At 54.9% G+C, this 15,429-nt stretch carries 11 protein-coding genes and 1 pseudogene; 6 read left to right on the top strand and 6 right to left on the bottom strand.

Going from position 1 to position 15,429, the window contains the following annotated elements; translation table 11 throughout:
- Together ABFV38_RS00720 and araD are read left to right on the top strand one after the other, a co-directional pair.
- Positions 1-861: an L-ribulose-5-phosphate 3-epimerase gene (locus ABFV38_RS00720; RefSeq protein WP_025910545.1), complete on the top strand. Its 861-nt coding sequence runs from the start codon at positions 1-3 to the stop codon at positions 859-861.
- Positions 855-1,550, top strand: a complete 696-nt coding sequence (gene araD, locus ABFV38_RS00715; protein ID WP_048028083.1) for an L-ribulose-5-phosphate 4-epimerase — start codon at positions 855-857, stop codon at positions 1,548-1,550. Before ABFV38_RS00720 ends, araD begins: the two co-directional genes overlap by 7 nt.
- Here the strand turns inward: araD and ABFV38_RS00710 are convergent, their stop codons facing one another.
- A complete protein-coding gene (locus tag ABFV38_RS00710; RefSeq protein WP_348958187.1) occupies positions 1,551-2,360 on the bottom strand; it encodes a helix-turn-helix domain-containing protein in 810 nt (269 codons plus the stop codon).
- Positions 2,361-2,585: 225 nt separating this feature from the next.
- On the opposite strand from ABFV38_RS00710, the gene ABFV38_RS00705 reads away from it, so the two are divergent.
- From ABFV38_RS00705 to ABFV38_RS00695, 3 genes and pseudogenes are all read left to right on the top strand, one after another.
- The gene (locus tag ABFV38_RS00705) at positions 2,586-3,986 is read left to right on the top strand and encodes an MFS transporter (protein WP_348958185.1); all 1,401 of its coding nucleotides are present in this window, start codon (positions 2,586-2,588) and stop codon (positions 3,984-3,986) included.
- Positions 3,987-3,996: 10 nt separating this feature from the next.
- Entirely contained in the window at positions 3,997-5,946 is a 1,950-nt protein-coding gene (locus ABFV38_RS00700; RefSeq protein WP_348958183.1) for a glycoside hydrolase family 127 protein, read from the top strand.
- Positions 5,947-6,151: 205 nt separating this feature from the next.
- Positions 6,152-7,229: pseudogene (locus ABFV38_RS00695) on the top strand (type I restriction endonuclease).
- A 180-nt stretch (positions 7,230-7,409) separates the two neighbouring features.
- Here the strand turns inward: ABFV38_RS00695 and ABFV38_RS00690 are convergent.
- Positions 7,410-8,150: a MipA/OmpV family protein gene (locus ABFV38_RS00690; protein ID WP_023615822.1), complete on the bottom strand. Its 741-nt coding sequence runs from the start codon at positions 8,148-8,150 to the stop codon at positions 7,410-7,412.
- A 117-nt stretch (positions 8,151-8,267) separates the two neighbouring features.
- Here ABFV38_RS00690 and ABFV38_RS00685 point away from each other — a divergent pair, with 117 nt between their 5' ends.
- Positions 8,268-9,233, top strand: coding sequence for a LysR family transcriptional regulator (locus tag ABFV38_RS00685; protein WP_072061912.1), 966 nt, complete (start codon positions 8,268-8,270; stop codon positions 9,231-9,233).
- Here ABFV38_RS00685 and aldB read toward each other — a convergent pair.
- The 4 genes from aldB to selA all read right to left on the bottom strand — a co-directional run bounded on the left by aldB (position 9,230) and on the right by selA (position 15,411).
- Positions 9,230-10,768 carry an aldehyde dehydrogenase AldB gene (gene aldB, locus ABFV38_RS00680; protein WP_348958180.1) on the bottom strand — a complete coding sequence of 513 codons (1,539 nt, stop codon included), beginning with the start codon at positions 10,766-10,768 and terminating at the stop codon, positions 9,230-9,232. The two genes, ABFV38_RS00685 and aldB, sit on opposite strands and share 4 nt — an antisense overlap.
- A gap of 86 nt (positions 10,769-10,854) precedes the next feature.
- Positions 10,855-12,006, bottom strand: coding sequence for an L-threonine dehydrogenase (yiaY, locus tag ABFV38_RS00675; protein WP_348958178.1), 1,152 nt, complete (start codon positions 12,004-12,006; stop codon positions 10,855-10,857).
- 157 nt (positions 12,007-12,163) lie between these two features.
- Positions 12,164-14,029 (bottom strand): selenocysteine-specific translation elongation factor, encoded by a 1,866-nt coding sequence (selB, locus tag ABFV38_RS00670; RefSeq protein WP_348958176.1) that lies wholly within the window; start codon positions 14,027-14,029, stop codon positions 12,164-12,166.
- Complete coding sequence (gene selA / locus ABFV38_RS00665; RefSeq protein WP_348958174.1) at positions 14,026-15,411, bottom strand: L-seryl-tRNA(Sec) selenium transferase; 1,386 nt, start codon at positions 15,409-15,411, stop codon at positions 14,026-14,028. Before selA ends, selB begins: the two co-directional genes overlap by 4 nt.
- Positions 15,412-15,429 lie beyond the last annotated feature (18 nt).

Here is a 15,429-nt window from a genome sequence, read left to right as displayed (position 1 = left end):
ATGCGTCAGCATCCGTTAGGTATTTACGAAAAAGCGCTGCCAAAAGATCTCTCCTGGCCCGAGCGGCTGGTACTGGCGAAAAGCTGCGGGTTCGATTTTGTCGAGATGTCTGTCGATGAAACCGACGAGCGATTATCACGCCTCGACTGGAGCACCACGCAGCGCGCCTCTCTGGTGGAAGCGATGCTGGAAACCGGCGTGGCGATCCCCTCTATGTGCTTGTCTGCCCACCGTCGTTTCCCGTTTGGCAGCCGCGATGAAACCGTGCGCGAACGCGCCCGTGAGATCATGAGCAAAGCCATCAGGCTGGCGCGTGATTTAGGCATTCGCACCATCCAGCTTGCCGGGTATGACGTCTATTACGAAGCGCATGACGAGGGGACGCAACAGCGCTTTGCCGACGGGCTGGCGTGGGCCGTAGAGCAGGCCGCCGCCGCACAGGTGATGCTGGCGGTGGAGATCATGGACACCGCGTTTATGAACTCCATCAGCAAATGGAAAAAGTGGGACGACATGCTCGCCTCACCGTGGTTCAGCGTTTATCCGGACGTTGGCAACCTGAGCGCGTGGGGTAACGACGTCACCGCCGAGCTGACGCTGGGCATTGACCGCATTGCGGCTATTCACCTGAAAGATACCCAACCCGTCACCGCACAAAGCCCCGGGCAGTTCCGCGACGTGCCGTTTGGCGAGGGCTGCGTCGATTTCGTTGGCGTGTTTAACACGCTGCATCAACTGAACTATCGCGGCGCATTTCTGATTGAAATGTGGACCGAAAAAGCAAAAGAACCGGTGCTGGAGATTATCCAGGCGCGCCGCTGGATTGAAGCCCGTATGCAGGAAGGAGGCATGACATGCTAGACGAACTTAAAGCCGAGGTACTGGCAGCAAACCTGGCGTTGCCCGCCCACCAGCTGGTGACGTTTACCTGGGGCAACGTCAGCGCAGTGGACCGCAAAAGCGGCATGATGGTCATTAAACCGTCCGGTGTGGAATACGACGTGATGACGGCGGAGGATATGGTGGTGGTGAATATCGCCACGGGCCAGGTTATTGAGGGGAATAAAAAGCCCTCTTCAGACACGCCTACCCATCTTGCGCTGTATCGTCGTTACCCGGAGATTGGCGGCATCGTGCATACCCATTCACGCCACGCCACTATCTGGTCCCAGGCGGGGCTGGATTTACCGGCCTGGGGTACCACGCACGCGGACTATTTCTACGGGACCATCCCCTGCACGCGCCTGATGACCACGGCAGAGATTGCAGGAGAATACGAATACCAGACGGGTGAAGTGATCATCAAAACCTTCGAGGAGCGCGATCTTAGCCCGATGCAGATCCCGGCGGTGCTGGTCCACTCCCACGGCCCGTTCGCCTGGGGTAAAGACGCGGCCGATGCGGTTCACAATGCCGTGGTGCTGGAAGAGTGCGCCTATATGGGCCTGTTCTCTCGCCAGCTCGCGCCACAGCTTCCGGTTATGCAGCAGGAACTGCTCGACAAGCATTATCTGCGCAAGCATGGAGCGAATGCCTATTACGGACAGTGATCACCCGGAATTAATGTGTTCCTTGCAGTACCGCCGTTTCCAGACGGCGGGAGTTAACCCGGTATGCTTCGAAAAGATCTGCCGAAAATAGCCCACGTCATTAAAACCACACCGCATTGCCACTTCGGTGAGCGATACAGAGTCATTCAGTAACAATTTTTCTGCCGCCCTGACGCGCTGGCGATGTATCGCCTCCGTCAGGGTTAAATGGAAGGTCCGGCGAAACACGCGCCCCAGATAATCCGCATTACAGTGCAATGCTTTTGCCAGTTGTGAGGTAGAAAGCGGCAAATGGAACTGCGTGCGAATAAGTTGCTTCGCCTTCCACGCCATTGCTGCACCGGCTTCATCTGCGTTGTCTTCATAGCCTGACGAAAGGGAAATTTGCTGCAAAATCAGTAATAAAATGATTTCCAGCGCCACGCTTCGCTGTAATTTCTCCTGCTCGCTCAGGAACTGGCGAAAAAGAGAAATCACATACTGGGCATCCCTCACGCGGCAGTGTTGTTCGATTGCCAGATTGGGTAATCGGGGCAGGTGATGCTCAACCTCAAAATGCAGCCAGTAAAACTTCAGATCGGCGGGAAAGTCGCCGACGCCTACATGTCGCCTGCCAGGCCAAAGAAGCAAACTCTCGCCCGCCTTCACGTCAAATACCGTATTTTCTTCCTGGATCGTTAATGTACCTTTTTCGACAAAAATAATCTCCCACGATGTTAATTTACGCGCAGGATGGCGGCCCACACCCCGGGAAATAAACAACCCACCGTTTTGAACCTTAACCGGAAACGCTATGGATAATTCAAGCATTTATATTCACCATTTCGCTTTTAATGCCGCCATTATTAAATGCATCCATTGATTATTAATAAATAATGGCCCGACGGCCCGATCGGAATCACATTTTTATCATCAGGTCGGAATCGTCATCTTTTTATACTTTTCCCTTCCCTTGTTGGCCTCCCCATTCAGTGCAGAATAATCAGGTACCTTGCACAAATACGATAATAAATTCGATTACCGAGGAGTTACCCGATGACTTCCACACCGATTACAGAGTCTGACGTTACACAACAGGCGATAAATGACCGTTTGTCCGTGCGCGAAAAAATTGGCTACGGCCTGGGCGACGCGGGCGGTACGGTGATTACCTGCCTGATCATGAATTTTCTGACCTTTTTCTATACCGATATTTTTGGTCTGACGCCTGCGCTCGTGGGTACGCTCTTTATTGCCCTGCGCGTATTCGACGCTATTTCCGATCCGGTCATGGGCATTATTGCCGACCGCACGCAGAGCCGCTGGGGGCGCTTTCGCCCATGGCAGCTGTGGGTCGCCTTCCCGATCGGAGTTATCGGCGTGCTGACCTTCACCGTTCCCGAGGCCAGCATGGGCGTGAAAATCGCCTGGGCATTCGGGACTTATCTGCTGCTGTCCGTCGGCTATACCGCCATCAACGTTCCCTACTGCGCGCTGATTAATACCATGACCACCCGCCATAACGAGGTGATATCCTGCCAGTCCTGGCGCTTCGTGCTGTGCGGCGTGGCAGGATTTTTGGTCTCCGTAGGCCTGCCGTGGCTGGTCGCTGAACTGGGCCAGGGAGATGCTGCCAAAGGTTATCAGCTTGGCGTCGGCGTCCTGTGCGCCATCGCCGTGGTGATGTTTCTGTGCTGCTTCTTCTGGGTACGCGAGCGTGTCCCGCTGGCGCTGATGGGCAAATTCACCCTGCGGGAGCATCTGGCCGGACTGCGTAAAAACGATCAGTTGCTGCTGATGCTGGTGATGTCGTTCCTGCTGATCAACGTTTTCAACATTCGCGGCGGCGGATACATGTACTTTATCACCTACGTACTGCAGGGCAGCACCGCCTATACCTCGCTGTTTTTCACGATGGTGACCTTTGCGGCCATTCTGGGGGCGGTCATCGTCAACCCGCTGTCGCGCCGTATTGATACCGTCAAACTCTACTACTACACCAACCTGGTGCTCGCCGCTCTTGCGCTGGGAATGTGGTTTCTGCCAGGAGGCCCGGCGCACCAGACGCTCTGGCTGATCGTCATTTTAAGCAACGGCGTGATCCTGGGCTTCACCCTGCCGCTGCATTTCTCGCTGATGGCCTTTGCCGACGACTACGGCGAATGGAAAACCGGGGTGCGCTCATCGGGCATGAACTTCGCCTTCAACCTGTTTTTCATCAAGCTCGCGTGGGCCTCCAGCGCCGGGATCATCAGCCTGGTGTTTATCGTCGTCGCCTACCAGCCGGGCACGGGCAATCAGACACAGGCTTCGCTGCAGGGCATCACCGCCATGGAGACCCTGCTCCCCGCCCTTTTCCATCTGCTACTGGCCGTTTCCATCCGCTGGTGCAAACTCAACAACCCAATGATGTCGCGCATTGCCACCGACCTGCGCCAGCGTCACGTACCGTCCTGAGGAGAACGTTATGTCCATAATGGAACCCGACCTGCACAAGCTGAAAATTAACGACCCGTTTCTCGGGCAGTATCAACGACTGGTCCGTGAAGTGGTGATCCCCTACCAGTGGGATGCGCTAAACGACCGCGTGACGGAAGCCGAACCCAGCCACGCCATTAGCAACTTCCGCATTGCTGCAGGTCTGGAGCAGGGTGAATTCTACGGTATGGTGTTTCAGGACAGCGACGTGGCGAAATGGCTGGAAGCCGTAGCGTGGTCGCTGTGCCAGAAGCCTGATGCTGAACTGGAGAAAACCGCCGACGAGGTGATTGAGCTGGTCGCTGCGGCGCAGTGTGAGGATGGCTATCTCAACACCTACTTTACGGTAAAAGCGCCTGAGGAGCGCTGGACCAATCTGGCCGAATGTCACGAGCTCTACTGCGCCGGACATATGATTGAAGCGGGCGTGGCGTATTTTCAGGGGACCGGAAAACGCCACCTGCTGGACGTGGTCTGCAGGCTGGCGGACCATATCGACAGCGTGTTTGGCCCCGGTGAAAACCAGCTGCACGGTTATCCGGGCCATCCGGAAATCGAGCTGGCGCTGATGCGACTTTATGACGTTACGCAGGCGCCCCGGTACCTTAATCTGGCGAAATACTTTATCGAGGCGCGCGGCACCCAGCCTCACTTCTACGATATCGAATACGAGAAGCGCGGCAGAACGTCGTACTGGAATACCTATGGCCCGGCGTGGATGGTCAAAGACAAGGCTTACAGCCAGGCGCATCAACCCCTTGCCGAGCAACAAACGGCCACCGGCCACGCCGTACGTTTCGTCTATCTGATGGCGGGCATGGCGCATCTGGCACGCCTGAGCCATGACGAGGGTAAACGGCGGGACTGCCTGCGGCTGTGGAAAAATATGGCGCAGCGTCAGCTGTACATTACCGGCGGGATTGGGTCGCAAAGCAGCGGCGAGGCGTTCAGCAGCGATTACGATCTGCCCAACGATACGGTGTACGCCGAAAGCTGTGCCTCCATCGGCCTGATGATGTTTGCCCGCCGGATGCTGGAAATGGAGGCCGACGGCCACTACGCCGACGTAATGGAGCGCGCGCTATACAACACGGTGCTGGGCGGCATGGCGCTGGACGGTAAGCACTTCTTCTATGTGAACCCGCTGGAAGTCCATCCGAAAACCCTGGCGTTCAACCATATCTACGATCACGTGAAGCCCGTCCGCCAGCGCTGGTTTGGCTGCGCCTGTTGCCCGCCAAATATCGCCCGCGTGCTGACGTCGCTGGGGCATTATATTTATACCGTTCGCCAGGATGCGCTATTTATTAATCTCTACGTCGGCAACGATGTCGTCATTCCGGTTGGCGATGAAACCCTGGCGCTGCGGATCGGCGGTAATTATCCGTGGCAGGAAGCGGTGAAAATCGAGATCGTCTCACCTTCGCCGGTGAAACATACCCTGGCCCTGCGCCTGCCGGACTGGTGCGCGGCGCCTGAGGTATCGTTGAACGGTGAAGACGCTGCAGGTGAAATTTCACGGAGATACCTCTATCTGACCCGAAACTGGCAAGAAGGGGATGTCGTCACGCTGACGCTACCGATGCCGGTTCGCCGGGTGTACGGAAATCCGCAGGTACGCCAGCAGGCGGGAAAAGTCGCGCTACAGCGCGGGCCGCTGGTTTACTGTCTGGAAGAAGCGGATAACGGCACCAATCTGCATAACCTTTCCTTGCCGCCTGACAGCACGTTCCGGGTCTTTGAAGGTAAAGGCATTTTCGCGCACAAGATGCTGATACAGGCAGAGGGGACAGGCTGTCATACGAAGGACACTGATGCGCTGTGGTACTATGACCGCCCGCCGGTACAACGTCAGCCGCAGACGCTAACCTTTATTCCGTGGTTCAGTTGGGCGAACCGGGGAGAAGGGGAAATGCGGATCTGGGTGGATGAAGCATAAACAAGAATAATGCCACCTTTATTAATATATAATATTTTTATCGAGCTCGGTGATGCCGAGCTCACTGATTATCATTGATTGAAAGACAATGTGATCTATCCCTCGGTATTGTTTTTTTGCGGCCGCTCAACTCAGACATACCATTGTCTGACATGCATTTTAGTGTTATTCCATAAAGACACACAGCTAAAAATAAGGATATACCATGGAATTCACTGAAAGATTAAATGCCTTATCAAATAAAATAAAACAACAACTTGATGTCATTAATACAGAAGAAGCAACAAAAACTGCATTTGTAATGCCATTCATTCATAACGTTCTGGGTTATGATGTTTTTGATCCTTCAGAGGTGACACCTGAGTTTGTCTGTGATGTTGGTACAAAAAAAGGTGAGAAAATCGATTATGCTATAATGAAAAACAATGATGTACAGATACTTATTGAATGTAAGAAAATTGGCGAGCCATTAAATATAAATCATGCCTCGCAGTTATTCAGGTATTTTCATGTAACAAACGCCAGAATCTCAATCCTCACCAATGGACAAAATTATAAATTCTTTACCGATCTGGATGCTCCTAATAAAATGGATGAAAAACCATTTTTGGAAGTAGACCTTCTTGATATTGACGAGAATATAATACCTGAGTTAAAAAAATTAACTAAGTCTTCGTTTGATTTGGAATCAATTATCAATGCTGCTGGTGAATTAAAATATGTCAGCCAAATCAAAAAAAATACTGCATTCTCAGCTAAATAACCCTGAAGATGACTTTGTGAAGTTTTTTGCATCCCGAGTTTATGATGGGATTCTGACCCAAAAAGTCAGAGAGTCTTTTTTAAATTTGACTAAAAAAGCAGCAAGTCAGTACATAAATGATCAGGTAAATGAGCGCCTTAAGTCAGCCATTACGGGCATAACCCCAGCGATCATCGAAACTCCAAATGAGTCATCACATATTGAGGAAGACGAATATAAAGACGAAAGCGATGTGGTAACAACGCTAGAGGAGCTCGAGGGATATCATATTGTTAAAGCAATCACCAGAGCGGTACTGGAGGCACCCCGTATAACTCACAGAGATACCAAAAGCTACTTTGGTATTCTTGTAGATGACAACAACCGCAAACCCCTTTGCCGATTACATTTTAATCGCACGCAAAAATACATCGGTCTTTTCGATATAGAAAAAAACGAAACGCGTCATCCCATAGCGACGGTAGATGATATCTATTCATTTTCTGATATCCTGAAAGCAACCGCAGCTCTCTATAATTAATCTTTACCCAGGCAGCACGCGACGTGCTGCCTCAGCCAGAAATGCGCTTCGATTAACGAACTGGAGATCGGGACTATCAAAAAATGCCCGGCGACGCTTCGCTTGCACGGGCCTACGTAAATCCGCGATGGCAGTTCATGTAGGCCGGGTAAGGCGAAGCCGCCACCCGGCTTTACCGCATCAGAAACGCCAGGTCAGGCCGGTCATCAGCGCGAAGCTGTCGTCGCGGTCGATCATCGGGCTATTCTTCACGTCGTCAGGCAACACGGTGTAGACCGCGCTGGCATTGAGATACAGCTTCTGGGTTAACTGATATTTAGCCGCCAGACCAACGTATGGCGTCCAGCTGTCACCGGCAGTGTATTGATCCAGTCCGGAGCGGCGAGACTCGCTGCCGGATACGCCGTAGTAGTAGTCGTTATAGCTTTCGTCGCTGTAGAACACACCCACAGAAGGCGTCAGGGTCAGGCGATCCATTTTGATTGGACGGAAGTATGATACTTCGCCGATCACGCCGCCGCTTTCATCCGTGGCATCACCAGAGACCGCCACTTTCAGCGATCCCCAGCTCTCGTGGCGGTAGTACGCACCGCCGAGGAAGGCGGACGCTTTACGCTCATCCAGCTGCTTCATCTGATGATCATCATTATCGTCAGGGTCGAAATGCAGCGGCATCCACGTTGCGGTCAGGCTTAATTCATTTTTTGCATCTTTCCACAGGATCCATCCGCCCGTGGTCTGGCGAACGTAAAAGCGATCGCCTTCGTAGCTAATTAACGGTACCGCAGTCGTATTTTCGTTATAGCCTTTGTATGGAGACTCATTAAATACAGCCCCCGCTCCAAGTGAAAATTCACCGGCCATGGCAGACGTTGATGCAAATAACGTGGCAGCGATGAGTAAATTGTATTTAATAGTCATTCTATGTAATCCATTTAAATGCCAAACAAGCGAGGCGCATAATAATGGTTACAAAATTGCCAATGCAACGCTGCGGTTTATATAATATTATATATAAAATCATATAGATGGGTGTGCATGATGAGTACATTACAGCTAAAACCACGCGAATTAAAAATTATCTCCGTCATCGCCGCCACCCACAGCATTGGTGATGCCGCCGCCCTGCTGGGTATGGCGCAGGCCAACGTCAGTAAATATCTGTCTGATTTTGAAACGCGGGTTGGGCTCAAGGTTTTTGAGCGCACCACGCGCCAGCTGGCCCTGACCCAGTTTGGTGAAGCGTTACTCCCCTACGTGAACGCCACGCTGGATAAGAACAGCCAGCTTGTTAATTTCATTGCTGATTATAAGCACGAAAAGCGCGGAAAAGTGACGATCTATGCCCCAACAGGTATCGTGACCTACCTCGCGCGACACGTGATCCATCAGATAGAAGACATCGGTGACATCCGTATCTCCCTGAAAACCTACAATCTGGACCGGAATGAATTTTCTGAAGGCGTTACCTTTCCGGATGACTGCGACATTTTAATTACCTATGCTCAGCCAAAAGACGAAAGTCTGGTGGCCAGCGTGCTGACACAATATTCCGTTACGGCCTTCGCAACCGTAGAATATTTAAATAAACATCCCTTAACCGGACCTGAAGATTTAATTAATCACTCCTGTATTCTCATTGACTCCATGCTGGTCGATGATGCCAACATCTGGCGTTTCCGCGTGCACGGCAGCGATGACGTGCATGACTACCGGGTGACCGGTAATTATATTTGCGACAATACGCAGACGGCCCTGGAGCTGGCCAGAAATAATCTGGGGATTGTTTTTGCACCAAAAGAGAGTCTGAAAAAAGAATTAACGAAAGGCATGCTGGTCCCCTGTTTCCCGCATCAGGAGGAGTGGTGGCTCGATCTGACGGCCATCTTCCGCAAACGTGAATACCAGCCCTGGCGCGTGCAATACGTTCTGGATGGCGTCCTTAACTGCCTGCGCCAGCAAATTGCCCAGGCCGCCCACGGACGGCCTGAGCTGGGCGACTAGAACAGCCCCAGTGGTTTATCAGAATAGCTGACCAGCAGACATTTGGTCTGCTGGTAATGCTCCAGCATCATCTTGTGGGTTTCACGTCCGATGCCCGACTGCTTATAACCGCCAAATGCCGCGTGCGCCGGATAGGCGTGGTAGCAGTTAGTCCAGACGCGCCCGGCCTGAATGCCGCGGCCCATTTTATAGGCCAGATTACCGTTGCGGCTCCAGACGCCTGCGCCCAGGCCATACGGCGTGTCGTTGGCAATCTCCAGCGCCTCCTCTGTCGTTTTAAAGGTGGTCACGGCCAGCACCGGGCCGAAAATCTCCTCCTGGAAAACGCGCATGTTGTTCTGGCCGAAGAGGATCGTCGGCTCAAGGTAATAGCCGTCCTGCAGATCCCCTCCCAGCACCTTACGACGCCCGCCGGTGAGAATATCCGCCCCCTCTTTCTTGCCGATGTCGATGTAGTTGAGGATCGTTTCCAGCTGTCCGTGCGAGACCTGCGCCCCCATCTGTGTAACGTTATCGAGCGGGTTACCGCTGCGGATAGACTCAACGCGGCGAATGGCCCGCTCCATAAAGCGCTCGTAGATGGATTCCTGCACCAGCGCACGGCTTGGGCAGGTGCAGACTTCGCCCTGGTTAAACGCAAACAGCGCAAACCCTTCCAGGGCTTTATCGAAGAAGGCATCCTCTTCCTCCATCACGTCCGCGAAGAAGATGTTCGGGGATTTCCCGCCCAGTTCCAGAGTCACCGGGATAATGTTCTGCGTGGCGTACTGCATGATCTGCTGGCCCACCTCCGTCGACCCGGTAAACGCCACTTTGGCGATACGTTTTGAGGTAGCCAGATATTCGCCTATCTCCCCGCCCGCGCCGTTCACCACGTTAATCACGCCCGGCGGCAGGAGATCGCCAACGATTTCCATCAGCAGCAGGACCGAGAGCGGGGTCAGACGCGCCGGTTTGAGCACAATACAGTTTCCGGCCGCCAGCGCGGGCGCCATTTTCCAGCTCGCCATCAGCAGCGGGAAGTTCCACGGAATAATTTGCCCGACGACGCCCAGCGGTTCGTGGAAGTGATACGCCACGGTATCGCTGTCAACTTCGCTGATCCCGCCCTCCTGAGCGCGAATACAGGAGGCAAAATAGCGGAAGTGGTCAATAGCCAGCGGCACGTCAGCCGCCATCGTTTCCCGGATCGGCTTGCCGTTATCCCAGGTTTCCGCCGTCGCCAGCAGCTCCAGATTCTGCTCCATCCGGTCGGCGATTTTGAACAGGATCGCCGCCCGGTCCTGCACGGAGGTGTGAGCCCATTTCTCTTTCGCTTTGTGCGCCGCATCCAGCGCCAGGTCGATATCACGCTTACCGGAGCTGGCAATCTCGCACAGCGGCTGGCCGGTAACCGGGGTCAGGTTGGAATAGTATTCGCCGTCGACGGGAGCGACCCAGTCGCCGCCAATAAAGTTGTCATAACGGGGCTTCAGCTTGAGGGGAAAACCATACTCGCCGGGCTGGATACGCGATGAGGGAGGATTGTTTGTCATGTCCGTCTCCTTGCTGTTGGTGTACAACAAGGGTAGTTCCGGCTGGCGATTTTCTCGCCAGCCGGTAACGGTGTTTACGACGGAGGTCACATCGCGGCGCGATAAATCGCCACTATCTCATCATGGGTAGCCTGAACGGGATTGGTGAACCCGCAGGCATCCTTCAGCGCATTGGTCGCAAGCACCGGAATATCGTCCTCTTTGACGTTCAGTTCACGGAGGCCGGACGGGATATTCACTTTACGAGCCAGGGCGCGAATTTCCCCGATGCACGCCTGTGCACCCTGCTCCTCAGTCATCTTGCTAACATCTACGCCCATAGCTCCCGCACAGTCTCGCAAACGGGCTGCCGCCACTTTACTGTTAAACACCTGAACGTGCGGCAGCAGTACCGCATTACATACGCCGTGTGGAAGGTCGTAAAAACCGCCTAACTGGTGCGCCATTGCGTGAACGTAGCCTAAGGAAGCGTTATTAAAAGCCATGCCAGCGAGGAATTGAGCATAGGCCATTGCTTCACGCGCGTCGGCATTGTTGCCATTCTCAACGGCATGCACCAGATTTTCGCTGATCATCGTCACTGCTTTAAGTGCACAGGCATCCGTAATCGGTGTGGCTGCCACGGAAACATAGGCCTCAATAGCGTGGGTCAGAGCATCCATGCCGGTTGCCGCCGTTAGCGATGCAGGCATCCCTGCCATTAGAGAAGAATCGTTGACGGACAGAACCGGTGTGACATGTTTATCCACAATAGCCATTTTAATATGGCGCGCCTCATCGGTAATAATACAGAAGCGTGTCATTTCAGAGGCTGTTCCGGCGGTGGTATTAATGGCAATCATTGGCAATTGCGGTTTTGCCGAGCGATCAACGCCCTCATAGTCACGAATATCGCCGCCATTAGCGGCCACCAGTGCAATACCTTTTGCACAGTCATGTGGCGACCCGCCGCCCAGAGATATAACACAGTCGCAGTGGTTGCTCTTTAATATTGCCAGACCAGCAGCAACGTTTGCCGTTGTAGGATTAGGATGTGTGCCATCGTAAATCACACTGGAAATATCGCGTTCCTTAAGAGCGTTTTGGATATCAGCAGCCATACCCAGCTTGCTCAGCATCGCGTCGGTGACAATCAGCGCGCGGCGCCACCCATAATCGCGCATGGTATCCATCGCGGAAGATAATGAATCAGAACCAATAATATTCACGGAAGGAATATAAAATACGGATGCAGCCATAATAAATCCTCAAAGAGATATAAACTCACGGCAGCATACGGAAAATATTATTTTAAGAACATGATCAAAAACTTGTTTTTGCGTACACCTTCGCAGGTTTAACAAATTATTCCCTGCGAAGGCGTTCATTAATATATAAATCTATTTCAATCTATTCTTATTCTGTATTAATTCCGGTTTTCGTTTCAGGAAATAATAACGAATCGCGTAATAAATGATCGTTACCGCGACGGCGGGTAAAGCCGATGCGGTTGAAGTATTCCAGGATCTGGATCGCCAGCTTGCGCCCCACGTTCAGCCGATCGCGGAAATCCGCTGCGCAGGTCGAGCCGCGCGCCTGATCCAGTTCGCGGATCAGGTTGGCAAACGCCACAATGCGATCGTTACGGTAGTAACGATCTTTCACGATCGCGACGATTAGCCCCTGCTGCGCCGCATGGCGCAATACCTGGCGCATCACCTGCTCGTCGGTGTTGGTTTCGCGAGCCAGATCGCGAACCCACCACGGCTCATCGCCAAACAGCGGGGCCGCTTTTTGCCATATGGCCTCTTGCTCGGCGGTGAACCCGGCCTTGTGATCCGGCAGGTGCAGCCAGCCGTGGTGGCTTTTAATCACGCCGCTTTCGCGCATGTTTTCGATCAGCAGCAGCACCAGCGCATCGTCTTCCATCGGCAGCGCCATGCGTCGCAGACGTTCGCGCCCCGGGCCAGGCTCGTCCTGATGCTGTTCATGGTAAGTCGCCAGCGTGTTCAGTATCTTACGCTGCCAGTGCGCAGCAACCGGGGCATTGAGCAGGCTGTCGCCAGCCTGAATAAAGCCCGGCTCCTGGGTCAGCTGCCGTAAGCCTTCCCCACTCAGTTGGCGCGCCCATGCAAAATCACGCAGACTCACCGCCCCGCGATCGAGGTGCACCCGCAGCGCGGCGTTATCCTCTCTGGCGTCTGCCAGCGCGGCAAGCCACTGCAAATATTCCGGCTTACGCTTGCCGCGTCGGGGTGGGTTAAGCGCCACCACGCGCGCGCCCGCCAGCGTTTCCCTTGCAGAAATGTCACGCAGTACCAGACGATCGTTATCTGCCAGCCAGAGCGGCGAATCGAATACCAGCTCGGCAAGGTCGTTTTCCAGCAGCGACACGCGCCCGGTGATATGGCTGGCCGCGTGGTGAATATGCAGCGGCTGCCATTGGGTCAACGGCATGTGTGTCTGCAGGGAGACAATCACGCGTTCAGACGGTTCCGGCGGGGCATCGGCCAGCAGCCAGTCTCCGCGGTTCAGCTGCTCTTTTTCCGCATCCCCGGCAATGTTCAGCGCGATACGCTGCCCGGCGTGGGCACGGTCAGCGGGCTGGTTTTGTGCGTGCAGTCCGCGCACGCGCATCGGTTTGTTCACGCCCGTCAGCCAGAGCGTATCTCCCACGCTGACTTCACCACTCAGCGCGGTGCCGGTCACGACCAGCCCCGCACCTTTTACGGTAAACGCCCGATCGATCGCCAGACGGAAACGATGATGGCTGGCGTGGTCGCGTGATGAAAGGTGCTGCAAATGGTGGCGAAGTTCGTCGATGCCACGTCCTTCTGTCGCCACGGTGACAAAAAGCGATGCGTCGGCAAAACCATACTCCCGCAAGGTCGCCTGGACCGTTTCGCGTACCTCGCTGATGCGCGCATCATCCACGCGATCGGCTTTGGTCAGCGCCACGGTCAGCTGCGGGTTGCCGGTTAGCTGCAGGATCGCCAGGTGCTCGCGGGTTTGCGCCATCACGCCGTCATCGCAGGCCACCACCAGCAGGGCATGATCGATGCCGCCCACGCCCGCCAGCATGTTGGACAGAAACTTTTCATGCCCCGGCACATCAATAAAGCCCAGCACGCGACCATCAGGCTGGGGCCAGTAGGCATAGCCCAGATCGATGGTCATGCCGCGCTTTTTCTCTTCCGGCAGGCGATCGGCGTTTACGCCGGTAATGGCCTGCAGTAACGTGGTTTTTCCGTGGTCGACGTGACCGGCGGTGGCAATAATCATTTCAACAACATCTCCAGAAATCGCTCTTCATCTTCAAGGCAGCGCAGATCCAGCCACATTCGGCCGTCGTAAATCCGCCCGATAACCGGCGTCGAGAGACCGCGCCAGCGCGACGACAGCGCCTCAAGCTGGCTGCCGCGCCCGTCACGCGGCGTGAACGTCAGCGCCTCACTCGGCAGCCTGTCCACCGGCAGCGACCCGCTGCCAATCTGCGACTGGCAGGGCTCAATGCGAACGTCAAAATCGGGGTAGTGCTCGGCGACGCGCGGCAGCAGCAGTTCGGCCTGGGCGCGCATCGAGGCGGCATCGCGGCTTAACAGACGCAGCGTGGGCAGACGGTCAGCCAGTTTTTCCGGGTGGAGATAGAGCCGCAGCGTCGCCTCCAGCGCGGCAAGCGTCATTTTATCGGCGCGCAGGGCGCGCTTAAGCGGGTGCTGCTGCAGCTGCGCAATTAGCTCGCGCTTGCCGACGATAATCCCGGCCTGCGGCCCGCCCAGCAGTTTGTCGCCGGAAAAACTGACCAGGCTAACGCCCGCCGCAATCATCTCCTGCGGCATCGGCTCTTTTGGCAGCCCGTACAGGCTCAGATCCACCAGCGAGCCGCTGCCGAGATCGGCAATCACCGGTATATTCAGTTCGCGCCCAATCGCCGCCAGCTCCGCCTCTTCAACCGTTTTGGTGAAGCCTTCAATATGGTAATTACTGGTGTGAACCTTCATCAACAGGGCGGTATTTTCATTCACCGCCGCGCGATAGTCTTTCGCATGGGTACGGTTTGTCGTGCCCACTTCATGTAGCGTGCAGCCTGCCTGGCGCATCACGTCCGGAATACGAAACGCTCCGCCAATCTCCACCAGCTCGCCGCGGGACACCACTACCTCTTTACCACTGGCGGTGGCCGCCAGCATCAGCAGCACCGCGGCGGCGTTGTTATTCACAATGCAGGCATCTTCCGCGCCGGTCAGCTGGCACAGCAGCTCCGCCAGCGCGCGGTCGCGGTGCCCGCGCCCGGCGCCGTCCAGATCGTACTCCAGCGTCACGGGCGTTCGCATGGCCTGCACGACTGCGGCAACGGCCTCTTCCGCCTGCTGCGCGCGCCCCAGGTTGGTATGCAGCACGGTACCCGACAGGTTTATCACCGGGCGTAACGCGCTTTGCGCCTTCTCATCCAGCCGCTGTTCAACTTCCTGCTCCCACGCGCTACACCAGTCGGGCAAGGCGTTTTCTGCCTGAATCGCGCAGCGGGCTTCGTCCTGAAGCAGGCGTAACATTTCCACCGTCGCGGTATGGCCGAAACGCTCAACAACAGCATGAATGCGGGGTTCGCGAAGAAGACGGTCGGTAGCGGGGATCTGGCTGTACAGCGAATGATGAGTAGTCATGAAAGCGCCTGGCGAGTA

This window comes from Enterobacter cloacae complex sp. Mu1197 (assembly GCF_040059225.1).
Classification (GTDB): domain Bacteria; phylum Pseudomonadota; class Gammaproteobacteria; order Enterobacterales; family Enterobacteriaceae; genus Enterobacter; species Enterobacter quasiroggenkampii.
The sequence above is the reverse complement of the archived record's forward strand: the minus strand, read 5'-3'. Positions and strand labels throughout refer to the sequence as shown.